Raw genomic sequence first — 25,384 nt, forward strand, 5'->3', positions numbered from 1 at the left:
CAAAAGCTTGCTGTACATCATCGCCGCCTTCTAGGGCGGCGATTGTGCTTGTAAAATCTCTCCTTCGGCCTAGCGTTCAGTCTTGCACTCATTCCTTTCAATTTGGATGAGGTGCAGCTAAATGCGTGTTTCTGCAACAGTTTGTTCCAAGGGCGGTGTCGGCAAGACGACCTCAACGGCCAACCTGGGCGGCCTGCTGGCTGATGCCGGGTTCAGGGTGCTCCTCATTGACCTGGACTCCCAGCCTACCCTTTCCTCCTATTTTGAGCTGTCCCAGCCTGCGCCCGGCGGGGTGTACGAGCTGCTCGCGACAGATCTGGTGGATCTCGATCAGATCATATCCAAGACCGCGATTCCCAATCTCGATATCGTGGTCTCCAACGACTATCGGAATCAGTTGCAGCAGCTGTTGCTCAACGCCCCCAATGGTCGGTTCCGCCTGATCGGGTTACTCGACCGCTTCTCCGATCGCTACGACGCCATCCTCATTGATACGCAAGGTGCTCGCTCCATCCTGCTCGAGATGGCTGTTCTCGCTGCTGATCATCTCGTATCGCCTATCGTCCCCGAGTTGCTGACCGCCCGTGAATTCGTGCGCGGCACACAGGGCATGCTCAACGAGATGCGCGAGCTCACGCAGTACACCCGCTTCGACGTCCCTCCCGTCTCGATCCTCCTCAACAAGATGACTGACCAGCTGAAGGATGCCCGCGATATTTCGGACAGCATCCGCAGTATGTACGCCGAAGTCGAGGATCATGGCATTCGTGTGCTCGACACGCCGTTGGTCAATCTCTCTGCGTATCGCTCGGCAGCGCTTCAAAGCCTGCCGGTGCATCGCGTCGAGCCTCGCAAGCCCTCTGGCCGTAAGGCTCCGGCCTGTGCCGATCAGATCAAGGCCATTGCTGCCGACCTCTACCCCGAATGGGCCGATGCTATACACGCGGTTGGTGCGGTCAAACCCAATGGCAGGCCGGGGTCAGGCAAGCTGGGGGTGGGTCATGTTCACTGAAGCCCAAACCCTCGCGCCTGATGACGCTGAAGCCATGGGACTCGTTCCACCGCACAGTATCGAAGCGGAACAGTCGACGCTCGGTGCACTCATGCTGGATAACAGCAAGTGGGACGACATCTGCGAAATCGTTGATGCCGAGGCGTTCTACTACTATCCCCATCGCCTGATCTTCAAGGCCATGCGCGAACTCGCCCAGGGCGAGAAGCCGATGGATGTGGTGACGATCTCGGAGCTTCTGGAGCGCGACGGGAACCTTGAGTCCATGGGTGGGCTGGCCTTCCTGGCGGAAATTGCGCGCAACACGCCGTCGGCGACCAACATCGCGGCGTATGCCGACATCGTGCGCGAGCATCAGCTCCGCCGACAGCTCTCCTGCATGGGGCGTGACCTCAGTCAGCAGGCGCTTGAGGGTAACCACCTCAGCAAGACGATAATCGAAGCGACCGAGCGTCAGCTGTTCGAGCTGGCCGAAGATCGCCAATCTCAATCTGCGGGAATTCGCTCCGCGCTGTCATCGGCAATCGACACCATCGATCGCGCGTTCAATGCCAAGGATGGCATCACCGGTACGCCGACTGGATATAAGGATCTCGATGACCTGACGTGTGGTTGGCAGAGTTCTGACCTGATCGTCATCGCCGGACGTCCCTCGATGGGCAAGACCACTCTGGGAATGAACTTCGTCGAGAATGCGCTGATCGCCACTGCCGGCAACACCGAACTTGCCAACTCCCCTATCTTCGTCTTTTCGCTGGAAATGCCCGAGGAGCAGTTGATGCTGCGCCTCATGTCCAGCATTGGTCGGCTGGACATGAGTCAGTTGCGATCCGGGAAATTAGACGATGGGGGGTGGGAGAAACTGACAGCGGCCACCAATCGCATCCTCGAGTTCGAGGATCGTTTGTTCATCGATGATTCCAGCGGCATTTCCGCCACGTCACTCAAGTCGCGTGCTCGCCGCCTGATGCGTCGCCACGGAAAGCCGGCACTGATCCTGATTGACTACCTGCAGCTCCTCTCGGAGCCGGGTTGTGAGAACCGCAATAACGAGATATCGGCGATCTCTCGCATGCTCAAAGCTACCGCGAAGGATTTGAATTGTCCGGTCATCGCGCTCTCTCAATTGAACCGTACTCTGGAGAATCGTCCCAACAAGCGTCCCGGCTTGGCGGACCTACGTGACTCGGGAGCGATTGAGCAGGATGCGGATGTGATCGGGTTTGTGTACCGCGATGAAGTCTACAACCCGGACAACCCTGATGTGGAAGGGTTGGCCGAATTCATCATCGGCAAACAACGTAATGGTCCGACGGGTGTCGTCCATCTGGCATTTCTGGGTGCCCAGACACGCTTTGAATCGCTGGAATGGAAGCAGACGCAAGGAGGCTGGTCATGAAACCGATCGAATCTGTATGTGATCAGGCACGGAGTGTCGTTCAACTTTCAGAGAGTGAGGCTAAGCGGTTGTCGAGCGCCGAAACGGCGCTACATCGCATCACCGAAATGTTGGGGATTGTTGCTGAGCCGAATAATGAAGGCCGATACGACGCACGTGCTCTGCGTGATCAGGCCATCGACGCGATAGAGCGGCGGCAGTCGGAGAAGGAACTGGGCGGTATTCTGGATACCTCGCCTACGATCCTGACCGGATCCGGCATCTCTCAATCGCTCACGTACCCATCCTGGCGGCTGGTTGATGACAAGGACATCGCCCAGGCACTGTCGAGAATCCCTCGATTCAATGGCCACACCTGCCAATTCTACAGTGTCGCCCAGCACTGCGTACTGGCCAGCCAGCTCGTTCCGGCTGAGGACGCTCTTGCTGCCCTGCTGCACGACGCGACGGAAGCCTACATCGGGGACATGATCTCACCGCTCAAGGCTCTGTTGCCGACGTATCGTCTCATCGAGCAACGAGTCTGGGTAGCCATTGCCAAGCGCTTTGGCGTGGATCCGATGATGCCAAACAGCGTCAAGCAAGCCGACCTGCAGCTGCTCGCCACCGAGCGCCGTGATCTCCTTCCCGAGTCACCACAGGAGTGGCCCTGCCTCGAGGGAGTCGAGCCCCTAGTAGATCCTATCGAGCCCTGGTCTCCCAAGCTGGCGGAAATGGTATGGGGGCTGCGCCTCGAGGAGCTCATTGCGCAACGGGAGGAAGCCTGATGACACCTAGGACACAGCTTCAACAGTTGGATGACATGCTGGCTGAGCGTCGTGCCGAATATCGTCAGCTGGAGAAGGATATCCAGGCACTCCAGTCCCAGAAGCAGCAGTTGATTCAGATGCTGGAAGGACAGCTCGACCTGTTCATGGACCAGGTTGCCACTAGCCACCTCCTGCTCAAGGAGGTGCGTCATGGCTAAACAGTATGGCAAGGGCGTGCAGAAGGTTGTTCGTTTTGCAGAGGCTCACAACTGGCATATCGAGCGCACTCGCGGCGGGCATATCAAGTTGACCAAGCCCGGAATGCCTCCCGTCTTCACCAGCTATTCACCAAGCGATGCCCGTTCGCAGCGAAATGCCATCGCCCTGCTTCGCCGTGTGCAGAGAAGCTCTGGCGTAAGGAGGGAGTCATGATTCCAGATCGCATCATGCGCAAGATTCAGCGCTGTCTGGCGCTGAGTCAGAGTGCCAACGCCCATGAGGCAGGCATTGCCTTGCGTCAGGCGCAGGCTCTCATGGGCGAATACGGTGTCAACCAGGAAGACATCGCGTTGTCGGACTTGGATGTGGCCATGGCAGAGATCTCATCAGGGATGAGGCCACCACGATATGTTCGATTGCTCGAGTCACTGATCAGTCAGTCCTTCGGTACTAGCGCCGTCTATGTTCCCTGCCGTGATGAAGCAGACCGAATCTATGGCCGTTATGAATTTATCGGCCCTCGAGATGCCGTGGCAGTAGCAGTTTATGCCTATGAAGTCCTTCTGAGACAACTGCTGCGTGACCGTCGTACCTTCCAGGGCACTCTGAACAAGCGTCTCAAGCGGCTGACAAAAATTCGTCGTGGAGATGCTTTCGCCGAAGCGTGGGTACATGGTGCCGCACAGTCGGTCACTCCCATGGCGATGTCCGACGATGTACGAGAGCTCCATCGCAAATATCTGGAGCGCCGTCATGGTGACCAGTTAGGGACGATGGCCGTGCGGGAACCTAGGAAGCTCAAGCAGCACGATCTGCATGCCGTCCAGGCGGGGTATCAGGCGGGCAGTGAAGCGCGTTTGTCAGCTGGTGTCACTGCAACGACCCGGGAGGAGCTGACCCATGGCTGAGATCCTGAACTTTCCCGTGCGAGCAGCACATTGCCACGGCATGGAGCGTTATCTGATGGGACGTGAATGTCTAGCACTGGGCCTGATCGATCCCTTCGTCAGTTGGGTTGAAACGCTGGACAGCTGGTTTGATGAGCATCCCCAGGCACGAACCAATCGCAACGAGTCTCTCCGCTCGCTGCTGGCCGACACCTGGCTGGTGTTCCACATGGCTTGTGACCAATCCAGTCAGTTGGACATGCAGCCGCACCACAGCCTGCGTTGGGCGCAGCTCCAGTATCACCAGTTGAGTGATATCGAGCTGTTGGTGATTGTCAGCGACAACTTGATCGATCTGCGAAGCGGAGTGAATGAATTGAGCCAGCGGTATCCCCCTGAAGCACGCAGCGACCTTGTCCTGTTCGGTCTTATTCAGGGCCTGGATCACCTGTACCAGCAACTGGAACGTCTTTTCGAGACTGAGTTTTCCGACTCGCGGCAGCCGGAGTGGACATCATGAGCAAGACAGCCATCACACCTGATCAAATTGCGGCCAAGCTGACCCAGCCTGGCCCGAAACTGAGCACCAAACCCGCCGACCGGCTGCCGGCACCGACGACCGAGCAGGCGATGACCCTGACGCTGGATCAACTGCGTCCCTATGACCGCAATCCGCGTACCCAACAGAATCCCAAGTACGATGAGATCAAAGAATCCATCCGGGCAGTGGGTCTCAAGCAAAAGTTGACGGTCACCCAGCGTCCGGGGGATGACCGCTACATGATCTCTGATGGCGGAAACACGCGGCTGACCATCCTCAATGAATTACATGAGGAAACCGGTGAAGAGCGTTTCTATTACCAGGACTGCCATTTCATTCCCTGGCAGGGTGAGATCAACGTCCTCGCCGGGCACCTCGCAGAGAACGATAACCGGGGACAGCTCAGCTGGATCGAGCGAGCACGGGGTATCTACGAAGCCAAGCGGATGATCGAAGAGGATGTTGGGGATGAAATTTCTCAACGGAGACTGGTGGATCACCTACGCACTCTTGGCTATAGCGTGACGCAAAGCCATATCAGTCGCATGCTCTACACCATCGAGCATTTCCTGCCCACGATTCCACTGACACTGGATAGTGGGATGGGTAAGGGACAGGTAGAGAAACTTATCTCGTATCGTCAGTTCTGCGAGGAGTGTTGGGAGCGGTGCCGCGCTTACTGGGAAGCCTCTGCCGATGATCTCGGTGAGGGTGAGCAGTGGGCTACCAGCGTCGTCGATGGTGACTTTGCTCAGGCTTGGCACGACGAAATGACCCAACTCGATCATGAGGGACAGACGGAGTTCCGCTGGAACATTGTCGAGGACCGGCTCAAGGGGATGTTGCACGACCATACCGGCTTGCACTTCAACCCGATCGATATGGCATGGAAGAACTGGTTCACGGTACGTAAGTACGCTAAGGCTGCCAGTGAGGAAGAGAAAGCTGATATCTGGACCACGGTCGACAGTGAGCTGCAGCGTCTGCGTTATCCCCAGGAACGCCACCTCTATCCGCCGATCGAGGATTCCAGCAAGGGGAGCAAGACCTCTGCGACTCCGACTCAAACCTTGGCGTCTGGAAATGCTTCGCATGATGCCGATGAAGTCGGTCAAAGCGAGAGGGAGGGCGATGGCGACCATGATGCTCTGACCTTTGAAGAAGGCCAGACCAATCTGTCACCTACCCCCACGCCCAAAGCCAGCGAGCGGGGTGTTCCGACCTCGGGAGGGGTTGATGAGTCCGCGCAGATGAAAGAGATGCGGGCTCAACTCGCCCAGCTCGAGCAACGGAATGCCGAACTCGAGGCAGGATCTCAGAAACCTCTGGTAGCCCCACAAGGGCTTGGCTCCAGCGAGTCCAGTGGCGATGACCTTGGTGGTCTACTGGATTCCGATGGGTTCATGCAGGAGCACAACCCACATCCGACCCGGTCGCTCGAGGAACAGGAAACTCTGGTCGATGACCTGACCCTCTCCCCTTATGAAGAGAGTGACGGGCATCGTCAGCTGCGCCACTGGCAAGCAAAAGAACATGGTGAGGAAGCGGTCGACTTTGAAGCGGCGGCGCTCAAAAGCGTGCCCTTGATGTCGGGTGGCCCTGTCGCCCCGATTACCGATCTATGGCACGTCCCGGCCTGGCGCCGTAATGCTCGCGATCTTCGCATGCAGATCGGTGAAGTCGTCCAGGCACTGGCTGATTGGGCTGGCATCGAAGTCTCTGGCACCACCGAGACCATTCGACTCAACGCACGTGAAGGACTGGGGTATGAACTCGATCCGTTGGGAGACAACCCGGGACGCCGCGCTCAACTGATCTGGCAGCTACTCGCTGGTCTGCAGGGCGACATCGATCCGATGTTGCCAGCTGAAATTTCATTATTCGGGGAGCTGGTTGGCAGCCATGGCGCCGACAGCGATGTCTGCCTGCCGGATGGTCTGTTCATCCGTGTGTTCTGGCTGACCCGTCTGATTCGTGTACTGCGTGAAGGTCTTGCAGAGGGGGATCCGCAATGACGACGCCACAACTCAACCATGCACTTTTCAACCAGGCACTGGTGCTGATCCGTGAGGGCGATATGCGGCGGGCGCGTGCACTGGGTTTCAACAATGAAGAGCTGCAGCGCCTGAGTCGACTTCGGGCCAGCGAGATCGAGAGCCTGATTAACGAGTTTCCTGGGGTCGCACGATTCGAACTGGATCACAACACCTTCAAGGCTGCGCTTCGGCGCATTGATCGTGATCAGGATCGCGACAGTCTCGTCGATCACTGTATTCGACACGGGGCCAGCGTTCAGATGTTGGCCACCTTCTTTGGCCTGACACCGAACGACTGCTCAGCGCGGCGCACCCTGCTCGGGGTGCCCAGTCGTCAGGGGCGTCTGCCCATGCCGGAAGAGGCTATTGAAGTAGACGCATGGCACCGCTGGCAGACCATCAGTGACGATCCGTCCAGTCCGTCAGCCGCCGAAGACATCAAAGGCATGTTGGTACTGGCAGAGGAAGTCGAGTTACCGCTCGCCGTGATCTGGACACTGATCAAGCAATGGACGACGCCTGAGCAACCACGGCAGGAAAGTCTGCCGGGTGAGGATGAGGGCGTGATGCGTGCAGGGGTGGCGTGATGAAGAATTATGACGCGCTTGTCGGGCGCGCGGCATCATCCCTGACCCAACGCCGAGGCAATAATGCCTCGGCGTCGGCCGTTGAGGATGACTCACTCGACGGGCTGCTCTTCATGGGAAACCCTCATGAAACAGTACCTCGAGCTTTACTGCTGGATCAGCGGCTGGGCGCTGTCGATATATTGGGCTGGCAGACGATCCGCTTGTTGTCGAATTCTGACCGTACGACCGCGTTTCCGACCTATGACGAACTTGAGCCGCTGCTGCGATCAGGGGCCGGTCAGAAAGCCTCACGCAAGACCGTTGCTCGAGTGATTGCGATCCTGCGACTGACGCGCTGGATGACCCTTGGGATGAAGGCGCGTAATACCACCAACGGGCGCATGATCGGAAACGTCTATGTGTTGCATGACGAACCGTTGGCTCCTGCCGAGTCACTGTCCCTGGACCAGGACTACATCGAGTATGTGATTCGCTATATGAAGCACAGCAACAAGGCCGTGGCCACTGTCGCTCGACTGGTCAGAGACGAGCTGGCCGAAAGTGGTGTGCTCGAAGTCCCGACGAGGCTGGACGTCATCGAGCAGCGTGCCAGGCAACAACGGGAGACCGAGTTTCCAGGGGAAACTCAGGCATCAGACTCCCAGTTCCCCATGGAAACTCAGGCAAAATCACCCAGTTTCCAGAGGAAACCAGGGCAGTTTCCAGGCAACGGATCACCCAGTTTCCAGCGGAAACTCAGCCAAGAATCAGCACCTTACAGCAAAGTTTCCAGTAAGAACGCCCTTACTACAGTACGTAGTTATACAAACTCTGTATGTAAAACCACCGCGCGCGAGGATTCCCCGTCGTCACTGATCTGGTCATGGCCACTCGAGTTGACCAGTGAGGAACGGGAGTCGGTGGCGGTCATGTTGACCGGTCTGCCGAACGATATTCAGCAGGCAGTGATCGATGAGGCAGCCGGACGGCTCGAGGCCGGCAAGGTGAAGTCCCCCAAGGGATTCCTGCATACCCTGGCCAAACGCGCCGCATCGAACCAATTCCAGGTTACGCACTTTGGGCGAGGCATTGCTGACAAGCGTAATGGGCAAACTGTACAGACACCGACACAGGCTTCTCCTGAGAAACCCTATACCCCACCTGTCCCTCGATCCGCTAACTCACGGCTTAACAAGGATCCTCAACCGATCTCTGCGGAAACCCAGAGGGCGCGAGAGAACATGCTGAAACGTCTGGGGATACGGTCCAACTAGAAACATATGACATCGCCTTTAACGTTTTCGGTGGGGTGCTATGCGAGAAGCATTGATGATGGGATCCCATCCAGTGCATTGACTCAGGAGTAAGTATGGCCAGTGCAGAGCCCCGTGTAGGGCAGCTAAGAAGCAGGATTGAAATGACTCTGCACACCTACCCTGCCGTTCTGGCATGGCATGGGCGGGGAGTCGAGAGTGGCAAACCTCAAGTCGTGGGGCTGAAGCAGTTTCTGTTTCTGACCGGGCGGATACAACAGGCCGCGGCGAAGGATGATCCCTATGCTGACAGCTGGCTGTTGACGCTCGAGAGTAAGGTTCACGAAACACGGCAGTCACTGCAGCAGCTCAAACAACGGGTGAGCACCGTTCTCGACGCTATCCCCGAGGGGCTGGATGTCAGTCGTAACGTCAGTCAGCAACCCTTCGTGACGCCGGTGTTCACCGGAGGCCAGATGGGCTGGCAGGCCGTCATGCTGCTGATGGAATACGACGGGATTGTGCGAGATGTGCTGCTGGCCCATCACATCGGACTGCTGGGCAACAAGCAGCGTGCGTCGATGATTCGGGATCAAGGCGGGCACGCCATACGCTCACTGTGCTATGCCCCCGTCAAGTTTCCTGGCTTCAGCGGTGCCGGGCGTGATGACTTCGCGGCGAACAACGCCAAGGCCAGAGCGGCCATGGAGAAGTTTGGTGAGTTGCCTCAGGACATTCTGGAAGGGACGCGCCGCAGCGAATTTGCCCCGTCGATTCGGCGTGAAGGCTCGGCGGCCACACCCGATACCCCTGGACTGGAGGGCGCGGATCTGGATGACGATCAGTTAGTGCTCCAGAACGACGAACCCAAGGATTGATGCCACCTTCGGGTGATGCCCCCGGCATCACTTCCACCAGGGTGGCTGGGGTGTTTCCCCCGGAAACACTCCGTGAAGGTGGGAGCCGGGTGATGCCCCCGGCATCACTTCCACCAGGGTGGCTGGGGTGTTTCCCCCGGAAACACTCCGTGAAGGTGGGAGCCGGGTGATGCCCCCGGCATCACTTCCACCAGGGTGGCTGGGGCAGCAAGATTTTTTCAGTAATGACTACAGGACTCGACCATGACTGCGACTGCACTGGATCAGCGTCAAGACTTTGCACTGAATCAGTACGCAAAGGGCCTTTTAAAACCCTTTAAGGGTAAGGGGGAGATTCTCCGTTTCAGGGATGAGTTGGATGTCGAGTGTCGTCGGCTGTATCAGGAAGCAGCGGACTTTGCCACCCGATATAACCGAACGGTGGTCCAGGCAGGACTGTGGCTCAAACCTCACAGTCACAGCGGAGGACGAGTTCGTGCTGTGCAGTGGCGTGATAAAGCGCAGAGCCAAATGGGGCGGCGCTTGCTTGAAGCGGTTTTGAAGTACGGCGATGTTCCGCAGGGTATGAAACGTCAACTGGTCGAGATCGAAACCGAGCGGGCCATCTTCAATGCCAAGATCGCGGCAGCGACTCGCCAGGTGGATCGGCTGAACAAGTTGATCAAGGACCTTGATGAGATTGAGGCAATGGTCTGAATGCTGTCAGTGAGCCGGGAATGAGTCTGGCATTGCATTAACGTTTCCCACTGACATCCCTTCCCTTGAATAGCGAGAGTGGCCGGACATTCATTCGATCCAGGAGCTTCATCATATGAGCACGCATTTCATGGGAGAGGGGAACATCGGCACAGATCCAGAGATCAAGATGTTCCCTACCAATGGTAATCAGCCACCGCGTGGTGTGATGCGTTTGAACGTCCGCTTCGACAATCCCGTGCCCACGGAAAACGGCAATGTCGATCGCGGTGGTTTCTGGGCCAATGTGGAACTCTGGGACCGTAGCGTCGAGAGCTGGGCTCGTCTCTACCAGAAAGGCATGCGCGTCATGGTGTCCGGCCGGATGGTGCTCGACGAGTGGAAGGACCGGGAAACGGGGGAAGACCGTTCCCAGTTCAAGGTGCAAGCGGTGCGTATCGGCATCCTGCCGTTCCGAGTTTCACAGGTCGTACTTGAACCCGCCAATAACGCACAGCAACAACCATCTCCGGGAAACCAGAATCGGAATGGAGCCTATTCCAAGGCCGCTGGGCCAGACGGTGAGTGGGATAACCCGACCGGGACAGGTGATTCCAATTTCTAGAAAGCATTGAGGACGACACTCGGTGTAGAGGTGAGCTCTGCACCGAGCCACAAGAAAACTTTCTATTGAGTTGCACGGGAGAGAGTGTCATGGACCCAAGTCTGATGGACCCCAACGAGGGCAGACCTGTACCAGGTAAAGATTCACCGAGCAACCAGAAGGAAGATCATGTTGCCGTGTTCAAGCCTTCGACCAGGGCAGCGATCCCTACAGCGATAGGCTGGATTCTTCTGGCCATGGCATTCACGGCATTGTTGGTTTTTGCAATGGTCCAGCGGCCGGATCTGGTGGTCTTGCCTGGAGCACGCCTGGCATTGCTCCTGGGCCTCATCTGGGCTGTGTGCTTGATTCCGCTTTTATACAAATTGCTGGTTCTGAAAACGGTCACTTATTCACTTACGACTCAGCGTCTGGAATATACCCGGGGCATTCTACATCGTCGTCGAGATCAGCTAGAGTTGGTACGGATTCGAGATATCATATCGAATCGCACGCTGATGGATCGGCTGTTAGGCATAGGCACCGTTATCCTGGATACGGTTGACCGTTCTCACCCCGAATTCAGAATTGAAGCCCAACGCAATGTATATGGGCTCAGTGATTGGCTGCATAGGCTAAATGCTGCAGAACGCCAGCGACTTGGATATCGGGAGTATGAAGGAACTCAGGGGCTCTGAAGCAACTTGCCTCGCTCGGTTGACTGAATGCCTGAATCAATAAGGATGTGGAAATGAAACGTGTATTGTTCGCTGCAGGACTACTAGCCCTGACAGGGTGTGCGGCACAGGACCATTACTACTCTCAGGGTGTGTGTGTGACGTGCATCAATAACCCTCTCACCGGGGAGCCAGTGAACTACGACCCCAACGAAACGCCGCAACGGGTGGCGACGAACGCACAAGGCGAGACCGTCGATGTCAGCAATCTGGGCAGTCAGCGTGGGTCGGTCGATATCGATTCCCCCGTCGACGTGGATACCGCCTATGCTCGCATCAAGTCGTCCATGGGATTCCGTTCGCCGAATGACTTCGAGAGCCCCGAGAGTACCACTGCAAAAATGCAGATGGGCGATGTCGCCTGGAAGCATGACCGCACCCCGGGTGCCTACTACAACCTCGGGGACTATGGTCGCCAGACGATTGGCGGCACCCGCTACTCCATCCTGCAGCGTGTTCAAATCGAGAAGAGTGGCTCCGGCTCGCGGATCCACTATAGCTGGGCACCGGCGGACAAGCGGATTCCCTATGATGGGGCTGCGATGGAGTCTGCTCTGACGCAGCGATTGAACGCTGCATTGCAGTAAGGAGTCATCGTAAGCGGAACGGATAGGGAGTTGGCACTATGGCAGATGAAGCTGATGTTGCATCAGAAATTGCTGACCACTGGGTTAGCATGCGTGTCGGTGGTCTACTGCAAAGTGTGAATACAGTCTCAGACAATACTCACTGTGAAGATTGTGGAGACGAAATTCCTGCAGCACGTCGAAAAGCCGCTCCATGGGCCACGCTTTGCTTGACCTGTCAGGAAATCCAGGAAAAAGCCTCTATGCAGTATCGTCGATAACCTTGAGGACCATGGCGAGTACTTACATCGACGTAATTAACGTTTCAGACTGATTCCACTGCTCTATCCCTGCACGCTGGGCCTCATACTTCCTGTGAGGCCCAGATTCATGTCTCGATTATTTCTCTGCGAAAAACCCAACCAGGCGCGTGACATCGGCAAGGTGTTGGGTGCCACCCGCCGTGGCAACGGATGCCTTCATGGTGATGACGTCACTGTCACCTGGGCTGTCGGCCACCTGCTCGAGCAAGCTCCTCCTGATGCCTATGACCCCGCGCTCAAGCGCTGGTCTTTGGACTCGCTTCCGATCCGACCGGTCCAGTGGAAAACTGTCGTACGCAAGGATGCGGCCAAACAGTTCAAGGTCATCCAGGGCCTGCTGAAACAGTGCAGCGAAGTGGTGGTGGCCACGGATGCAGACCGCGAGGGAGAAGTGATTGGGCGTGAGATCCTTGATGCCTGTCGCTACCGGGGGCAGGTATCTCGACTGTGGTTGTCTGCGCTGGACGAAACGTCGATTCGTAAGGGGCTGGCAAGCATTCGTCCCGGAGCATCGACCGTCTCGCTGTATCAGGCAGGACTGGGGCGCTCGCGTGCGGATTGGCTGGTGGGCATGAACCTGACGCGAGCGTTCACGGTGCTGGCCCGTCAGCAGGGCTTCGATGGCGTGCTGTCGGTGGGTCGGGTACAGACACCGGTATTGGGGATTGTCGTCCGGCGTGACCAGGAGATCGCCAATTTCGTCCCCAAACCCTTCTGGGAGGTGCTGGCCAACTTGCAGACTCAAGGTGGTGCCTTCCAGGCCAAGTGGGTACCGAGCAACGATTCCTGGCTCGATGAGGAAGGACGCTGTATCAATCGTGAGGCCGCGCAAGCAGTAGCCTTGCGAGGGCAGAGCGAACAGGCAAGCGTGGTATCGGTCGAGACCAAACGGAAACGTGAAGCTGCACCACTGGTGATGAGCCTCGGTACGCTGCAGCAGGAGTGCTCTCGACGATTCGGGTTCGGGGCGCAGAAGGTTCTCGATATCGCGCAGTCGCTCTATGAGACCCATAAAGCGACAACCTATCCACGTACTGACTGCCGATACCTGCCGACATCGATGCTGTCCGAAGTCGGGGTAGTCGTGAAGGCGCTCCTGCATTCGGATGACTCGCTCTCACCGGTCATCGAGCGTCTGGATATGAATCTCCAGAGCCGTGTGTGGAACGACAGCAAGATTACGGCCCACCATGGCATCATTCCCACCACCTCCACCTGTGACATCTCGCGGATGAGCGAAGCCGAACGCCAAGTCTATGAGCTCATTCGGCGTCACTACCTTGCTCAGTTTCTGCCTGCGCATGAGTACGACCAGACCGACGTGCAGCTGGATCTGGATGGGGAGTGTTTTGTGGCCTCGGGTCGACAGGTGCAGGTCGAGGGGTGGAAAGCGCTTTTTCCTCGAGGGAAGAGCAAGAGGCAGGACGACAGTGACGCGGATGACGGCGAAACCGCTGGAGCGCAGGCGCTCCCGCCTCTTCGTCAGGGGGAGAGCTGTTCTGTGCAGGCGATCCAGGTCAAGGATCGTCAGACACAACCCCCGAAGCCCTTCTCGGAAGGTACGCTCATCTCGGCCATGACCAATGCGGCGCGATTCGTGACGGATGAGCGCCTGAAGGCGCGGTTGCGTGAGAGTGCGGGCATTGGCACCGAAGCGACACGATCCGGGATCATCGAGACGCTGCTGGCTCGAGGATTCCTGTGCAAGAAGGGGCGCACGATCGTGTCCACTCCGCTGGGGCAGGCATTGATTGCGGCGCTCCCGACGCAAATCAGTAATCCTGGAATGACGGCGTTGTGGGAGCAGGCGCTGGATCAGGTCGAAGAAGGATCCTTGTCGCTGAATGACTTCATGCAACGTCAGAACGTCCTGCTCGACAAGCTTATCGGCCTGGCGCTCCAGCAACCCCGCTTGAATCTCCCGGAAATACCGAGCGAAAGCTGTCCGCTGTGTCAGGCGAAGATGCGCAAGAGGAACGGGGATGATGGGCCATTCTGGGGCTGTAGCCGGTATCCCGAGTGCAAGGGCACGAAGCCGATAGGCAAGAAGAAGAGGAAATCGGGTGCCCGAAAATCGAGATCCAGACAGGGGGCCAGCGGAAGTGCAACATGAGATGGTGCCGTCACTGGCGTCTTCCTTGCCATAAGGTCAACACTGCTTGATAATTGGGGCCATACCCCGTTGCCAACTGACGGTTACCAGTTGGTCCCTTTGGACTCTCCATGAGTCCGATCCCAAAGCGCGAACACCTGGCGAAAACGCGCACCCACCCGCAAAGACTCTTTGCATTACATTGGCATGTATCGGGTTCCAGGTTCCTTATGTTTCAGGTCGACCGGTCGTCGACCACCTCCTTTAGTCAGGTTTGACCAGCCAGCAAGATGCCCTCTACTGGGTTTCTTGCTGGCCGGTTGGACTGAGCTTCACCCTGGCGGTGCCGGTCGCCTGACCCCCCGGCTCCCTTTGTGCGGGGATCCGCGCACAAACCTACCTGTCCAACGCCATGAAACGGGACGGGATGCAGAGGCAGATTCGATCGCATGACTACGAGGGGCATGACGGTTGATGGCCGGCATAATGGCACTCTTCACACGCTACCCGTGCCGGTATCCGGTAGCTGATTCGACTTGCGGTTTTGGTCCTCAATCCCAAGGCGAGGCGGCGAGGCAAGTCCTCGCGGCCCCGGCTTGAGATTGACGATCGAATTTCAGGGTTGACGTATTTCGTGAGTAGCGCAATCCTAAAGGTGTCAGACGTTGGCTGTTGACGGTAACAACAGCGCCCTTTGCCCTTCGGGGCACCTCCCAAAGCCGTAACGCATCCCGAGAGACGGCACCCTGACGGGTTGGATGCAGACTTCTAAACCTCGGCACTTTGCCGAACCACCCATCCGGGGAAACACTTCCCCGATGGGGATGGTGTATCTCCCGGATTCGTATGTCTCAACTCCAGGAGAATCACCATGACGACTTCCACCGATAAGCAATTCTTCGATCTTCACATCACTGGCGTCGGCTACCTCAATCGTGTTCGTGAGGTAACGCCGAAACGCGGTAACGCTTTCTGGGCCTGCGACATAGCGGCGCTCAACGGTCCTTCCGATGACGTCAGCTACACCCGCTTTGACTGCCGCGTAAGCGGTCGTGAAGCAGAGAAGCTGGTCAAGAAGTGTGAACAGGCGGTCAACATGAAGAAGAAGGTGTTGATCAGCTTCAAGCTTGGCGATCTGTGGACCGACACTTTCACCTACTCAAAAGGTGATCGTGCCGGGCAGACAGGCGTCAGTTTGAAAGCCCGTCTGCTCTTCATAAGCTGGATCAAGATCGATGGCGAAATGGTCTATCAGGCCCCTCGTCGCGACAATGATCAGGCAGAGGCTGCTGAATCACAGGACCAGCAGTCCGAAGCCGCTCAGGAGTCCAGTAGTGCCCCCGAGGCATCACCGGTTCCCAGCAGCTACGCTGCCGTCCATTCAGGTGAAGCCGCTGGATCCTTTGATTCACCGGCGATGCACTGAATCTCTGCACTTCCAACCATCCATCTAACCGGGGCATTCCCGGTTGGATGGAGGTTGATGTTCGCACCCCTCTCAAATACCCATGCCGCGATTTAGCATTTCCTCTCCTTTCCGGGGCCATTCCCCGGTGGGATGGCTTCATCTCAACCATGGAGTCAATTTGATGCGTCTCTACTGCCTGGTGACGAAATACCATGAGCACGCGGAAGAGGCTTACCGCGTCTCATATGCCATTTATGAGGGCAATCCCGCTTGGCCGGCTCTTCCGATTGGCCATATCAGGCGCGCCTACTCTGTCGAAGTCGATGATGGGCACGCTGAATGGATCGCGTTTGATCGACAGTCACGCCCGTTCAGTGGCGAGACGCCCGAAGCGGCCCTGGAAGCCTTTGCTGATCGCCCTTCATGGCAACCCTGCCATCATCTTGAGCCGCTGTAGCTCATCCAACTGAACCAAATCACCCAACCGGGGCCACGCCCTGGAGGGGTGGCTCCGTCAACATATTGGAGCGATCCCATGAGTGATTATCTGAACCATCAGATTGCTGCCGAAGATCTGGACGTCATTCTGGCTGCCTTGCGGCTGCTGCAACGCACGATCGATCTGGAAATACCGGATGCGATACAGGAGATCGGCGGCGAGAGCCTGAAGACCGTCGACATCGATGACCTGTGTGAACGACTGAACCTGGACGGGCAGCCCAGTGAGCAGGATGACCGAGATATTCTGATCAAGCGCTTCCGTGCAGAACTCTCTCGACCCGAGTGGAATTCGGATACGGCGGCCAATATGGCAACAGCCCTTGCCGATGCAGGTTGGTCCATATTTCACCCAGGCCATGAGGGCTGGTATCTCGAAGTTGTGGATGGGGCCTATTCAGTGGTGGCCAAACCTGATGGTCCTTTCAGATCCAATGCCGAAGCCATGTCCGCCATTGCCAGGCAGTTCGCTGCCGGTAGTCGTTGGCATGGGCAGGTTCTGGAAATGATAGGCATGACGGCGTGTGGTCACGGAAAGCCCATACTGAGAGTTATCGGGTTCGGCCCCAATGCCCAGGACGTTGTGGTGGCCAATGACTTGATGCCAGAGCGTAGTCTGGAGGTCGGTCGGCGGCCTGAGCTTGGTGTCTGGTCGATATTCCGACGAGATCCGCAGAGCTTTGAGGCCGAGTGGATTGCCGATCGAGGAGAATGTCGTAGTGCTCTCAAGTATTGCGCAGACCGATTAGGTGCCGACATCAACGACGAGACTGTTGAGTCCTTCATCACACACTTTCAATGATCCACTCAAACGCCCTTCGGGGCGTTTTTTGTTTCCGGGTTGCTGTGTCAAGAAACCCGATCCTGCCTGTTTAACATTCCCCGTCGACCGAACCCCGCCATGGCGGCACCGTGAGCCTGATTCTGATCAGATCATTACGAGGCCAACCAACATGAAGCTGCACGGTTCATCACCTCTCCTGTCCTGTGGTGTAGCGATGGTGCTGCTGGCCGGCTGCGCTCAACAGCCGCCTGCCAAAACGAGCACCACGCCGACAGTCGATTCAGCCAGCGCACTGCAGATCTCCCCGCTGGACGAGCCCAGGGTCATCACAACGGAGCACCAGATCGTCACCGGTCCCAATCCCCCTCAACGCGGCATTGTGGATCCCGATGTCTACGATCAGGAATTGATTCCTGTCGAGGTCCTGCGCACAGGGCGTTATCAGCTGGTCACCATGCTGGCTCCGATGGGCCAGCGACATTTGCTCGAGCAGATCGTCAACGTACGCATTCCACCGAGCCTTTCCACCACGGTGGGGGATGGCATCCGTTACACGCTCAAGAACACGGGATACACCCTCTGCCCAGCCACCCGGGATCACGAGGAGTGGCTCTACAGCCGTCAGCTGCCTGCTGCCCATTACCACCTGGGTCCGATGACGCTGCGTGAAGCATTGCAGGTGCTGGCCGGCGATGCCTGGGAACTCGAGGAGGATCCCGTGCGTCGTCAGGTCTGCTATGAACAGCGCGACCTCCGCACGGTGAAAACCACAACGGTTGTACCGGAGCGGAGCCATGAGTGATCTGACTGACAAGCTGCCCAATGATCCGGAGCCCAATGGGCCTTCGTCCAGTGAGGCTTCCTGGGATCCACTCAATGCGGATCCTGATGATCGTCTCCCCAGTTCAAAGCGCCCGTTGCGGTACTGGCTCATTGTGGGTGGTCTTGCTTTCGCTCTCTTCCTGGTTCTGGTTGTCGGCACCGTCAGCTGGCAGGGAGGCCCTGCTGACACTCCTGAACCGTCCCCTCTGGCACAAGGTGTTGTCATCGAAGGTCTTCAGGAGTCTGTGCAGAACCTGGAGCAGCGTCTGGGCTCGTTGAATGACCTGAACGATCGTGTGGCCTCAATGGAGCAGCGACTGGGTGAGATCAATGCGCAACTCGACCAGTCGTCAGGTGCGTTTGATGTGGAGAGCCTGACCCATCGGATGGGTGCACTGGAAGGCTTCCTCGAGCAGGCAAGTCCCCGGATCGACATGCAACTGACGGCGTTGGAAGAGGTCGTGTCGAATCGCCTCGCCGAACCGACTGCCGCGTCTCGGCAAGTCTCAGAACCTGAGCCGTCCCCCACGCCAGCAAAGCCCAGAACAGCAAGCCGTCCAGCAGTGCCCCGTCTTCCTCTCCACATTTCCGGCGTCGAGTACCGGGGTGGCCGTCCTTTCCTGAGTGTCGCCACCGGTCCGGTACATGACCTGGACCAGGTGAGGCTGCTGGGAGAGCGCGAGTCCGTGGGGGAGTGGCAGCTGGTCACCATCAACGCCTCAACGGCGGTATTTCGTTATCGCGGGCAGAACGTCACGGTCAATCTGCCGTAGGAGCTGAATGATGAAACTGGCAACTCACATGGCCCATTCCTGGCATGGCGGCATCCGACTCAACGCCTTTGCCTCGATGGCGGCCATGATGTTGATCCCCTTGAGTTCGGCACATGCCACCGTCCCGCCAGGGATCGACATATTTCCCACGAAAGAACGTATCGACAAGGTGGAAGACGCCTCTGAAGCATCCGCTTCCCTGGCAGAGTTCCAGGTCGACGTCACCAATCTTCATCAACGCGTCTCGGGGCTAGGTTCCACAGATCGCAAGCTCGAGGAAGTGTCCACGCGACTTTCTGACACGTCCGTCCGCCTGGAAGAGAAGGGGAAGGAACAACAGCAATTGGCTGAACAGCTCGATGCGCTCGAAGCATCCGTCAAGGCCATGGTGGCCATGACCGAGGAGCGCATTGCGGATATGTCCCAGCGTCTGGCTCCCGAGAGCACAGAGGGGGAATCGCGGGAGGATGAGGAAAGCACATCCTCCGAGGATGTCGAGGACGAATCCGGGAAGACGCCTGAAGCGGCCTCCGACAATGGCGAAGCTGATACCGATCAGGAAAACGCCTCCGGGAGCTCCAAGTCGGAGCCCGAGGCAGACGCGCCTGAAGCGGTGGCTGAGAAGGCTACCGACGATAAAGAGGAGGCTCGTTCATGAATCGCAAAGCGTTAAGCGTGATGGCGGTGACGATTTTGCCCTGCCTCGCACTGCCGACATGGGGGCAAACCTGGTTGTCGCAGGACGTGGATGAAACCCTGCGCGGTGACTCGACAGTCTCCGAGACGGTCATTGAGCGGAGACAACAGCGTGCTGCCGACGCCTGGGGGCTGAACCAGCAGGAGATCCAGCGCTATAAATCGATCATGGAAGGGCCTCGAGGGACCTGGTCACCCAATCTGGATCCCTTGACGGCACTGGGTCTGGAGGCGCGTTCGGACGCTGAACGGCAGAAGTATGCGGAGTTGCTGGTCGAGACCGAGCGCCAACGTGTCGAGGCAGAGCTCGCGTTCCAGCGCGCCTACGATGATGCCTGGCAGCGTCTCTACCCTGGCGACATGCCGGTCAACTCGTTCACCACCAAGGGCGGCATCGATGCCACTCAATCGGTGTTTGGACACTCGGCGGCCTCGTCGTCCCCTCGACTGAATGTGGTCGTGGCCACCCAGGAATGTGGGCAGTGCGATGCCACGGTGAAACGACTGCTCAGCACCGGGGCCTCCATGGACATCTGGATTGTCGATTCAGAGGGGAGTGACGATCGCATTCGCAGTTGGGCAGCGGAAGTGGGGATTCCCCCCGATCAGGTGCGTAGCGGGAGTATCACGCTCAACCATGGTGGCTCGATCAATATCGACAGCGCAGAATTGCCGCGCGTCGCGCCGAGGGGGTGAATGATGCGACGCGTGGTCATGGCGATGGCAACACTGGCAAGTTTGCTGACAGTAGGGCAGGCAAGCGCAAACACGCCGGACATTCCCTCCTCGCCGGATATTCCTTCTGCTTACGTTGTGGCAGCAGAGGACAATGGCATCCCGCCGGAAGTGCTCTATGCCGTGGCCATGACGGAATCGAAGATGTCGCTGGAGCATACCGTGCGGCCCTGGCCATGGACCTTGAACGTGGGCGGCAAGGGCTACCGGTACGACACACGTAATGAAGCCTGTACGGCACTGCGTTCGTTCCTGCAGCAGACTCGCGTCGTGGATGTTGGCATCGCCCAGATGAACGTGCGCTGGCAGACCCAGGTGTTTGGTCCGGGGAAACGGTTCTCCGATCCCTGTGCAGGGTTGGATCCCTACGCGAATCTCGATGAAGCCGCAAAGGTGATTCGGCAGCACTACGATGCTGCCGGTGATTGGGTGGTGGCTGCTGGTCGGTACCACCGTCCAGCCGGTGGAGCACCGGCAGAGCGTTATCGCCGGCACGTCCGTGAGGAGCTGGCTCAACTGGGATCCTCTCCCTCTATGGGGACTGATTCTGCAGAGCTCATGGTGGCACGCGTCGCGTCTTCCCGCCGTCCTGCGGCCCCTTCAGCAACAGCAACCACTCCTGACAATGACGCCAACCTGACCTGGGTCACGCCCACACCTCGATCGCCGGATGCTGATGTCACCTGGGTAACCCCGGAACCACGCCGGTGGATGGCGGAGGTCGCCGTGGCCAGTCGCTGATTCTCGACAAGGAACATGCTCATGAATCGTGTGAACCGTTACTCCCTCAGCGTGATGGCAGGGTGTCTGATACTGGCTCTGTCTCCGATCGCGCAAGCGCAGGCCCCTGTTCAACGTCCGCCGACATTACCGGATCTGGAAGTGGTGGCCGATCACGGCGGCGAGTCGGCACGTCCCTATTACGTGGCCATCAAGGGGGCCGGCGTCGACGAGCAGGAAGGGTACTCCCCGCAGATAGGGCCTCAGACACGCCCGACTGGGCAGTACAGCGAACAGGACATGTTACCGGTCGAGAGCGAGCGGCTGACCCCGGGGCAGGTCGTCGCGCGTGATCTCGAACTCCCGGGAGGGTTTACCCCGATCTTCGTGATCGGTGACGACACGCTGTCGCGTCAGTGGCTTGATCAGCGAGGCGACATTCTTCGCGGCATGAATGCCGTGGGCCTGGTGGTACAGGTTCAGGATGAACAGGCCATGCAGGAACTGCGTCAGGCCGCTCGAGGGTTGGAGGTGCGCCCTGTCTCTGGAGACGGTCTGGCAGAACGAGTAGGGCTTCAACACTATCCCGCCCTGATCAGCCAGCATGGCATCGAGCAGTAGGAGAGGGTTATGGAAGTCAATAAAGCGTGGCCCTGCTTTGATCTGAAGAAGACGCGCTACCGTTGGTCGGAAGTTGCAGGAAACATGGAGGAAGGCGAACGTGAGCAATAGCCATCCCCTTGAGTCTCTCTTGCGTCCTGCTGTAGAGCTGAATACCGTTTGGGTCTGTGCCGGCTGTGCCGTGCTTTGCATCTATGCACCCTGGTCACTTGCGCTCACACCCAGCGTAGGCATCAGTACGGCGTTCGCCTTTGTGGCTTACGGTGCCTGGCGTCTCAATCAGGCATGGGTCGTGCTGCGCTATCGGCGCAACATGCGCCGATTGCCGCGGTTCGCCCTTCCGGCGAGGAAGGTCCCCGTCAGCAAGCGCAGCTTGTGGCTTGGCAAGGGGTTCAAGTGGGATGCGCAACATACCCAGCGTTTACATGAATCTGCGCAGCCAGCGGCAAAGGTCTATGTGCAGCCAAGCGTCTGGTTCCAGCGAGCGCGGCGCCTGGAGCAGTCCCTGGAAGGTGGCGCGGTGGGTCAGCATATCGCCTCACTGTTGCGCTGGGATTCTCCCTTGAATCCTGTTCGTCCACTGCCTCCGGTAGGCGGGCGTCCTGCACTTCATGCGGTGGAATGGAAGGAACATGACGTCTGGATGCCGCTGGGCGAGCGGGTAGGCCACACGCTCGTCGAGGGGACCACGCGAGTCGGGAAGACACGCTTGGCCGAGATCCTGATCACTCAGGATATCCATCGTGGTGACATCACCATCTGCTTCGATCCCAAAGGGGATGCGGATCTTCTGCTGAGGATGTATGCCGAGGCGCAGAAGGCGGGACGTGGCGATGAGTTCTATATCTTTCACCTGGGCTGGCCGGATGTCTCCTGTCGCTACAACGCCGTGGGCCGTTTCTCACGGCTCTCCGAGGTATCGACCCGTGTGACGGGACAGTTGTCTGGCGAGGGGAACAGCGCTGCGTTTCGTCAGTTTGCCTGGCGGTTCGTCAACATTGTTGCCCGGGCACGGCATGCGCTGGGTGAGCGTCCGAGCTATGGCCAGATTCTTGCCGATGTGGTGAACATCGATGCGCTCTTGATGCAATACGTCCAGGAGACGCTGGAACAGCAGATGCCGGGTTCCAATCAGCAGATCACCGACATCGAGGGCAAGCTCAATGACCGCAACATGCCGCGCAACATGGTGGGACGGCACAAGAGGGTAGTGGCGATCGTGCAGTACCTGCAGCAGCCGGAGGTCATCGAGACACTGACCGATCCCGTCCTCGATGGTCTTCTGTCGGCGGTTCGTTACGACAAGACCTACTTCGACAAGATCGTTGCCAGTTTGCTACCGCTGCTCGAAAAGCTGACCAGCGGCAAGATCGCGGAGCTGCTGTCACCGGACTACAACGACATCGAGGACGAGCGCCCGATCATCGACTGGCAGCAGATCATTCGCAAGAAGGGCATCGTCTACGTGGGACTCGATGCATTGAGTGATTTCGAAGTCGCTCAGGCAGTGGGCAATTCGATGTTTGCCGATATCGTGTCCGTCGCGGGCCACATCTACAAGTTTGGCGCTGAGGATGGCCTTCCTGGCAGTAGCAACAAGAAAGTCCCGATCAACCTGCATTGCGATGAATTCAATGAGCTCATGGGCGACGAGTTTATCCCTCTCATCAACAAGGGGGGCGGTGCAGGGATCCAGGTGACCGCTTATACCCAGACACTCTCTGACATCGAGGCACGCATCGGGAATGCCGCCAAGGCCGGCCAGGTGGTGGGCAACTTCAATACCTTGATCATGCTGCGCGTGCGGGAGGAACGCACCGCGAGACTGCTCACCGACCAGCTGCCCAAGGTCAACGTTTCGACCAGGTTGATGGTCTCCATGGCCAGCGACAACGCCGACGTGAACAGTGATCAGGACTTCTCGAGCTCGGCGGGCGACAGGATTGGCACCGAATCGGTCGACATGCTGGTCCCGAATGACATTATCGGTCTGCCGAAAGGCCAGGCGTTCGCGCTCCTCGAGGGCGGTCAACCCTGGAAAATCCGCATGCCGTTGCCAATGCCGGACAAGACGGAAGACGTGCCCCGGGATGTGGCCGATATTGCCGAGCGGATGCGCGCCAAATACAGCACGGGCGACCAGTGGTGGGAAGGGGTGATGCCGCCGCCGATCCACCTGGATTTCGAACCCCCGCAGCAGGCGACTCGAGCTCGGGACCGTGATGTGCTACGGGCACCTGGCGATGATGGCGGGGAGGGTGACGATGGCCAGCTCTGAAGCTCCGGCAAGACGAGCGGAAAGCAAACGCTCAGGTGCGATAGGGACACTGTTCAAGCTCCCGTTCACCCTTCTGGGGATCCTCGTCATCTCGATCATCTGTTCGGTCCTGATCGAATGGGTGGGGATCTATTTCGACTGGTTCAGTGAGCCTGGTTCGGAACATGCGCGTCAGACCATGGTGTCCGAGATGGGCTATCTGGATAGCCAGTTCACCCGATCATTGCTGGTGTCGTCGCCGGTGGAGTTCGCGACCTGGATTGTCAGTACCTGCTACCAGTGGCTATTCGTGAAATCCGGGATTGCTGCCTGGGCAGCGTCAGGTAGTGGCTCCGAGGGCTGGATCGGCGTGATCAAGATCTATCTGCAAGCGGGCATGTACGTCACGCTCATGACACTGACACGTTGTGTGATCCTGATGTTGACCGCGCCTCTGTTCATACTCGCTGGCCTGGTCGGTTTCACCGATGGCCTGGTCAGCCGCGATCTGCGCCGGTTCGGTGCAGGCCGAGAATCGGCATTTGTTTACCATCACGCCAAGCGGATGGTGACACCGATATTTCTCACCGGTTGGCTGATCTACCTATCTCTGCCGTTTTCGATCCATCCCAACCTGTTTCTGCTGCCGTGTGCGCTGTTGTTCGGCATGATGATTACCATCGCCACTTCGAGCTTCAAAAAGTACCTCTGAATCCCGTCCGGGTGTTCTCCATTGGCCTCGCCTCGGCGGGGCAATTTTTTATCCGCTGCACGTCAAGAATACCCGGCTGATTCGCTTAACGTTTCCGGCTGATCCCGCGAGCACATCCCTCGACCATGGAGCCATGTCGTCACCACCCTCGACAGGACTCCAACATGATGGTGCTACCTCAACGCTCCCTTTCCTTCTGCGCCACAGGTGTCTTCTGCGGACTCCTGATGAGCGTGGTCATGTCGGCACCGGCAAGGGCCGATGACATCGATGAAATTCAACGTCGCGACCTGGCGTTGATCCAGACCCAGATCGAGCAGATCAAGGTGGTCGTCGATCGCATCGATGCGCGACAGGAGAAGACCAACCCCGAGATCACGCGCATCTATTTCGACACGCGAATGCTGCGATCGGATCTCACCTCCATCACCTCCGGTATCGACGCCTACCTCGCCCCCGAGCGACTGCTGCCGCGTCACCCCATGCCGCTCGACGGCGACTACCTCGAAGACAGGGGGCAGTAATGGCGTCCTCAACGCAAGCCGCCTTCGAGGCCGGTGCCGGGGCCTCCTCCAATGAGGTCTACCTGTTGATTGCCGCCATCGGGTGTTCCATCGCGGTGGCCTGGCTGGTGTGGCTCTGCGTCAGCAACTGGCGAGGTTGGGCAACTGGCTCGATCAACGAATACCTCATGACCTGGAACTTCATCCGAGGGGTGATGGCGGTCGTGATCCTGTTCTGGCTGTTCCTGTAGCAGCTCAGCTGGAAGCCCCATCCCGGGGTGTCACTACTCCCCGTAGAGGGGAACTCCCATCAGC

At 58.1% G+C, this 25,384-nt stretch carries 30 protein-coding genes; all 30 read left to right on the forward strand.

Annotated features, from left to right (window positions below; genetic code table 11):
• Positions 1-121 precede the first annotated feature (121 nt).
• The 30 genes from BUE38_RS06480 to BUE38_RS06625 all read left to right on the forward strand — a co-directional run bounded on the left by BUE38_RS06480 (position 122) and on the right by BUE38_RS06625 (position 25,320).
• A complete protein-coding gene (locus BUE38_RS06480; RefSeq protein WP_073434237.1) occupies positions 122-1,012 on the forward strand; it encodes a ParA family protein in 891 nt (296 codons plus the stop codon).
• On the forward strand, positions 1,002-2,411 hold the full coding sequence (gene dnaB, locus BUE38_RS06485) for a replicative DNA helicase (protein ID WP_073434238.1): 1,410 nt from the start codon (positions 1,002-1,004) through the stop codon (positions 2,409-2,411). Before BUE38_RS06480 ends, dnaB begins: the two co-directional genes overlap by 11 nt.
• Positions 2,408-3,178, forward strand: a complete 771-nt coding sequence (locus BUE38_RS06490; protein WP_200802154.1) for an HD domain-containing protein — start codon at positions 2,408-2,410, stop codon at positions 3,176-3,178. Before dnaB ends, BUE38_RS06490 begins: the two co-directional genes overlap by 4 nt.
• On the forward strand, positions 3,178-3,378 hold the full coding sequence (locus BUE38_RS06495) for a hypothetical protein (RefSeq protein ID WP_073434239.1): 201 nt from the start codon (positions 3,178-3,180) through the stop codon (positions 3,376-3,378). The genes BUE38_RS06490 and BUE38_RS06495 overlap by 1 nt, the downstream gene beginning before the upstream one ends.
• Positions 3,371-3,592: a type II toxin-antitoxin system HicA family toxin gene (locus BUE38_RS06500; protein ID WP_073434240.1), complete on the forward strand. Its 222-nt coding sequence runs from the start codon at positions 3,371-3,373 to the stop codon at positions 3,590-3,592. The genes BUE38_RS06495 and BUE38_RS06500 overlap by 8 nt, the downstream gene beginning before the upstream one ends.
• Positions 3,589-4,287: a DUF2786 domain-containing protein gene (locus tag BUE38_RS06505; protein WP_073434241.1), complete on the forward strand. Its 699-nt coding sequence runs from the start codon at positions 3,589-3,591 to the stop codon at positions 4,285-4,287. Before BUE38_RS06500 ends, BUE38_RS06505 begins: the two co-directional genes overlap by 4 nt.
• Entirely contained in the window at positions 4,280-4,786 is a 507-nt protein-coding gene (locus tag BUE38_RS06510; RefSeq protein WP_073434242.1) for a hypothetical protein, read from the forward strand. Before BUE38_RS06505 ends, BUE38_RS06510 begins: the two co-directional genes overlap by 8 nt.
• A complete protein-coding gene (locus tag BUE38_RS06515; RefSeq protein ID WP_073434243.1) occupies positions 4,783-6,822 on the forward strand; it encodes a ParB family protein in 2,040 nt (679 codons plus the stop codon). The genes BUE38_RS06510 and BUE38_RS06515 overlap by 4 nt, the downstream gene beginning before the upstream one ends.
• Entirely contained in the window at positions 6,819-7,430 is a 612-nt protein-coding gene (locus BUE38_RS06520) for a DUF2857 domain-containing protein (RefSeq protein ID WP_021817723.1), read from the forward strand. Before BUE38_RS06515 ends, BUE38_RS06520 begins: the two co-directional genes overlap by 4 nt.
• The gene (locus BUE38_RS06525) at positions 7,430-8,686 is read left to right on the forward strand and encodes an STY4528 family pathogenicity island replication protein (RefSeq protein WP_073434244.1); all 1,257 of its coding nucleotides are present in this window, start codon (positions 7,430-7,432) and stop codon (positions 8,684-8,686) included. The genes BUE38_RS06520 and BUE38_RS06525 overlap by 1 nt, the downstream gene beginning before the upstream one ends.
• 95 nt (positions 8,687-8,781) lie before the next feature.
• Positions 8,782-9,543 (forward strand): PFL_4669 family integrating conjugative element protein, encoded by a 762-nt coding sequence (locus BUE38_RS06530; RefSeq protein WP_073434245.1) that lies wholly within the window; start codon positions 8,782-8,784, stop codon positions 9,541-9,543.
• Between the two features lie 243 nt (positions 9,544-9,786).
• The gene (locus BUE38_RS06535; protein WP_073434246.1) at positions 9,787-10,239 is read left to right on the forward strand and encodes a DUF3158 family protein; all 453 of its coding nucleotides are present in this window, start codon (positions 9,787-9,789) and stop codon (positions 10,237-10,239) included.
• 115 nt (positions 10,240-10,354) lie between these two features.
• Positions 10,355-10,843 (forward strand): single-stranded DNA-binding protein, encoded by a 489-nt coding sequence (locus tag BUE38_RS06540; protein ID WP_073434247.1) that lies wholly within the window; start codon positions 10,355-10,357, stop codon positions 10,841-10,843.
• A gap of 89 nt (positions 10,844-10,932) precedes the next feature.
• Positions 10,933-11,520 (forward strand): PH domain-containing protein, encoded by a 588-nt coding sequence (locus tag BUE38_RS06545; RefSeq protein WP_073434248.1) that lies wholly within the window; start codon positions 10,933-10,935, stop codon positions 11,518-11,520.
• 53 nt (positions 11,521-11,573) lie between these two features.
• A complete protein-coding gene (locus tag BUE38_RS06550; protein ID WP_073434249.1) occupies positions 11,574-12,146 on the forward strand; it encodes a hypothetical protein in 573 nt (190 codons plus the stop codon).
• Between the two features lie 89 nt (positions 12,147-12,235).
• The gene (locus BUE38_RS06555; protein ID WP_234986829.1) at positions 12,236-12,406 is read left to right on the forward strand and encodes a TraR/DksA C4-type zinc finger protein; all 171 of its coding nucleotides are present in this window, start codon (positions 12,236-12,238) and stop codon (positions 12,404-12,406) included.
• Positions 12,407-12,515: 109 nt separating this feature from the next.
• On the forward strand, positions 12,516-14,561 hold the full coding sequence (locus BUE38_RS06560; RefSeq protein WP_073434251.1) for a DNA topoisomerase III: 2,046 nt from the start codon (positions 12,516-12,518) through the stop codon (positions 14,559-14,561).
• 850 nt (positions 14,562-15,411) lie between these two features.
• Positions 15,412-15,966: an STY4534 family ICE replication protein gene (locus BUE38_RS06565; RefSeq protein WP_021817731.1), complete on the forward strand. Its 555-nt coding sequence runs from the start codon at positions 15,412-15,414 to the stop codon at positions 15,964-15,966.
• 160 nt (positions 15,967-16,126) lie between these two features.
• Positions 16,127-16,405: a hypothetical protein gene (locus BUE38_RS06570; protein WP_143166220.1), complete on the forward strand. Its 279-nt coding sequence runs from the start codon at positions 16,127-16,129 to the stop codon at positions 16,403-16,405.
• A gap of 78 nt (positions 16,406-16,483) precedes the next feature.
• Entirely contained in the window at positions 16,484-17,248 is a 765-nt protein-coding gene (locus BUE38_RS06575; RefSeq protein WP_073434253.1) for a hypothetical protein, read from the forward strand.
• Positions 17,249-17,399: 151 nt separating this feature from the next.
• Entirely contained in the window at positions 17,400-18,032 is a 633-nt protein-coding gene (gene pilL2, locus BUE38_RS06580; RefSeq protein ID WP_084541784.1) for a PFGI-1 class ICE element type IV pilus protein PilL2, read from the forward strand.
• A complete protein-coding gene (locus BUE38_RS06585) occupies positions 18,025-18,825 on the forward strand; it encodes a hypothetical protein (RefSeq protein WP_073434255.1) in 801 nt (266 codons plus the stop codon). Before pilL2 ends, BUE38_RS06585 begins: the two co-directional genes overlap by 8 nt.
• 10 nt (positions 18,826-18,835) lie before the next feature.
• Positions 18,836-19,483 carry a prolipoprotein diacylglyceryl transferase gene (locus BUE38_RS06590; RefSeq protein WP_073434256.1) on the forward strand — a complete coding sequence of 216 codons (648 nt, stop codon included), beginning with the start codon at positions 18,836-18,838 and terminating at the stop codon, positions 19,481-19,483.
• Complete coding sequence (locus BUE38_RS06595) at positions 19,480-20,217, forward strand: TIGR03759 family integrating conjugative element protein (protein WP_073434257.1); 738 nt, start codon at positions 19,480-19,482, stop codon at positions 20,215-20,217. Before BUE38_RS06590 ends, BUE38_RS06595 begins: the two co-directional genes overlap by 4 nt.
• Positions 20,218-20,997: a lysozyme family protein gene (locus tag BUE38_RS06600; RefSeq protein ID WP_073434258.1), complete on the forward strand. Its 780-nt coding sequence runs from the start codon at positions 20,218-20,220 to the stop codon at positions 20,995-20,997. It begins immediately after the preceding gene.
• 21 nt (positions 20,998-21,018) lie between these two features.
• Entirely contained in the window at positions 21,019-21,597 is a 579-nt protein-coding gene (locus BUE38_RS06605) for an integrating conjugative element protein (RefSeq protein WP_073434259.1), read from the forward strand.
• A 100-nt stretch (positions 21,598-21,697) separates the two neighbouring features.
• Complete coding sequence (traD, locus tag BUE38_RS06610) at positions 21,698-23,875, forward strand: type IV conjugative transfer system coupling protein TraD (protein ID WP_084541785.1); 2,178 nt, start codon at positions 21,698-21,700, stop codon at positions 23,873-23,875.
• The gene (locus BUE38_RS06615; protein WP_073434260.1) at positions 23,862-24,566 is read left to right on the forward strand and encodes a TIGR03747 family integrating conjugative element membrane protein; all 705 of its coding nucleotides are present in this window, start codon (positions 23,862-23,864) and stop codon (positions 24,564-24,566) included. Before traD ends, BUE38_RS06615 begins: the two co-directional genes overlap by 14 nt.
• Positions 24,567-24,730: 164 nt before the next feature.
• Positions 24,731-25,090 carry an integrative conjugative element protein, RAQPRD family gene (locus tag BUE38_RS06620; protein ID WP_159438864.1) on the forward strand — a complete coding sequence of 120 codons (360 nt, stop codon included), beginning with the start codon at positions 24,731-24,733 and terminating at the stop codon, positions 25,088-25,090.
• Entirely contained in the window at positions 25,090-25,320 is a 231-nt protein-coding gene (locus BUE38_RS06625) for a TIGR03758 family integrating conjugative element protein (RefSeq protein WP_073434261.1), read from the forward strand. The genes BUE38_RS06620 and BUE38_RS06625 overlap by 1 nt, the downstream gene beginning before the upstream one ends.
• Positions 25,321-25,384: the final 64 nt, after the last annotated feature.

The sequence above is a fragment of the Halomonas cupida genome, from assembly GCF_900142755.1.
Taxonomy (GTDB): domain Bacteria; phylum Pseudomonadota; class Gammaproteobacteria; order Pseudomonadales; family Halomonadaceae; genus Halomonas; species Halomonas cupida.

What these genes read in the sequence shown, in the direction of transcription:
- BUE38_RS06620 (WP_159438864.1), top strand. Translation starts at nt 24,731, where the DNA reads ATGATGGTGCTACCTCAACGCTCCCTTTCCTTCTGCGCCACAGGTGTC.
- BUE38_RS06545 (WP_073434248.1), top strand. Translation starts at nt 10,933, where the DNA reads ATGGACCCAAGTCTGATGGACCCCAACGAGGGCAGACCTGTACCAGGT.
- BUE38_RS06625 (WP_073434261.1), top strand. Translation starts at nt 25,090, where the DNA reads ATGGCGTCCTCAACGCAAGCCGCCTTCGAGGCCGGTGCCGGGGCCTCC.
- BUE38_RS06535 (WP_073434246.1), top strand. Translation starts at nt 9,787, where the DNA reads ATGACTGCGACTGCACTGGATCAGCGTCAAGACTTTGCACTGAATCAG.
- BUE38_RS06605 (WP_073434259.1), top strand. Translation starts at nt 21,019, where the DNA reads ATGAATCGTGTGAACCGTTACTCCCTCAGCGTGATGGCAGGGTGTCTG.
- BUE38_RS06575 (WP_073434253.1), top strand. Translation starts at nt 16,484, where the DNA reads ATGAGTGATTATCTGAACCATCAGATTGCTGCCGAAGATCTGGACGTC.
- BUE38_RS06555 (WP_234986829.1), top strand. Translation starts at nt 12,236, where the DNA reads ATGCGTGTCGGTGGTCTACTGCAAAGTGTGAATACAGTCTCAGACAAT.
- BUE38_RS06565 (WP_021817731.1), top strand. Translation starts at nt 15,412, where the DNA reads ATGACGACTTCCACCGATAAGCAATTCTTCGATCTTCACATCACTGGC.
- BUE38_RS06520 (WP_021817723.1), top strand. Translation starts at nt 6,819, where the DNA reads ATGACGACGCCACAACTCAACCATGCACTTTTCAACCAGGCACTGGTG.
- BUE38_RS06525 (WP_073434244.1), top strand. Translation starts at nt 7,430, where the DNA reads ATGAAGAATTATGACGCGCTTGTCGGGCGCGCGGCATCATCCCTGACC.
- BUE38_RS06490 (WP_200802154.1), top strand. Translation starts at nt 2,408, where the DNA reads ATGAAACCGATCGAATCTGTATGTGATCAGGCACGGAGTGTCGTTCAA.
- BUE38_RS06495 (WP_073434239.1), top strand. Translation starts at nt 3,178, where the DNA reads ATGACACCTAGGACACAGCTTCAACAGTTGGATGACATGCTGGCTGAG.
- BUE38_RS06505 (WP_073434241.1), top strand. Translation starts at nt 3,589, where the DNA reads ATGATTCCAGATCGCATCATGCGCAAGATTCAGCGCTGTCTGGCGCTG.
- BUE38_RS06530 (WP_073434245.1), top strand. Translation starts at nt 8,782, where the DNA reads ATGGCCAGTGCAGAGCCCCGTGTAGGGCAGCTAAGAAGCAGGATTGAA.
- BUE38_RS06510 (WP_073434242.1), top strand. Translation starts at nt 4,280, where the DNA reads ATGGCTGAGATCCTGAACTTTCCCGTGCGAGCAGCACATTGCCACGGC.
- BUE38_RS06585 (WP_073434255.1), top strand. Translation starts at nt 18,025, where the DNA reads ATGAGTGATCTGACTGACAAGCTGCCCAATGATCCGGAGCCCAATGGG.
- BUE38_RS06480 (WP_073434237.1), top strand. Translation starts at nt 122, where the DNA reads ATGCGTGTTTCTGCAACAGTTTGTTCCAAGGGCGGTGTCGGCAAGACG.
- BUE38_RS06560 (WP_073434251.1), top strand. Translation starts at nt 12,516, where the DNA reads ATGTCTCGATTATTTCTCTGCGAAAAACCCAACCAGGCGCGTGACATC.
- BUE38_RS06515 (WP_073434243.1), top strand. Translation starts at nt 4,783, where the DNA reads ATGAGCAAGACAGCCATCACACCTGATCAAATTGCGGCCAAGCTGACC.
- BUE38_RS06590 (WP_073434256.1), top strand. Translation starts at nt 18,836, where the DNA reads ATGAAACTGGCAACTCACATGGCCCATTCCTGGCATGGCGGCATCCGA.
- BUE38_RS06540 (WP_073434247.1), top strand. Translation starts at nt 10,355, where the DNA reads ATGAGCACGCATTTCATGGGAGAGGGGAACATCGGCACAGATCCAGAG.
- pilL2 (WP_084541784.1), top strand. Translation starts at nt 17,400, where the DNA reads ATGAAGCTGCACGGTTCATCACCTCTCCTGTCCTGTGGTGTAGCGATG.
- dnaB (WP_073434238.1), top strand. Translation starts at nt 1,002, where the DNA reads ATGTTCACTGAAGCCCAAACCCTCGCGCCTGATGACGCTGAAGCCATG.
- BUE38_RS06595 (WP_073434257.1), top strand. Translation starts at nt 19,480, where the DNA reads ATGAATCGCAAAGCGTTAAGCGTGATGGCGGTGACGATTTTGCCCTGC.
- BUE38_RS06600 (WP_073434258.1), top strand. Translation starts at nt 20,218, where the DNA reads ATGATGCGACGCGTGGTCATGGCGATGGCAACACTGGCAAGTTTGCTG.
- BUE38_RS06550 (WP_073434249.1), top strand. Translation starts at nt 11,574, where the DNA reads ATGAAACGTGTATTGTTCGCTGCAGGACTACTAGCCCTGACAGGGTGT.
- BUE38_RS06615 (WP_073434260.1), top strand. Translation starts at nt 23,862, where the DNA reads ATGGCCAGCTCTGAAGCTCCGGCAAGACGAGCGGAAAGCAAACGCTCA.
- BUE38_RS06500 (WP_073434240.1), top strand. Translation starts at nt 3,371, where the DNA reads ATGGCTAAACAGTATGGCAAGGGCGTGCAGAAGGTTGTTCGTTTTGCA.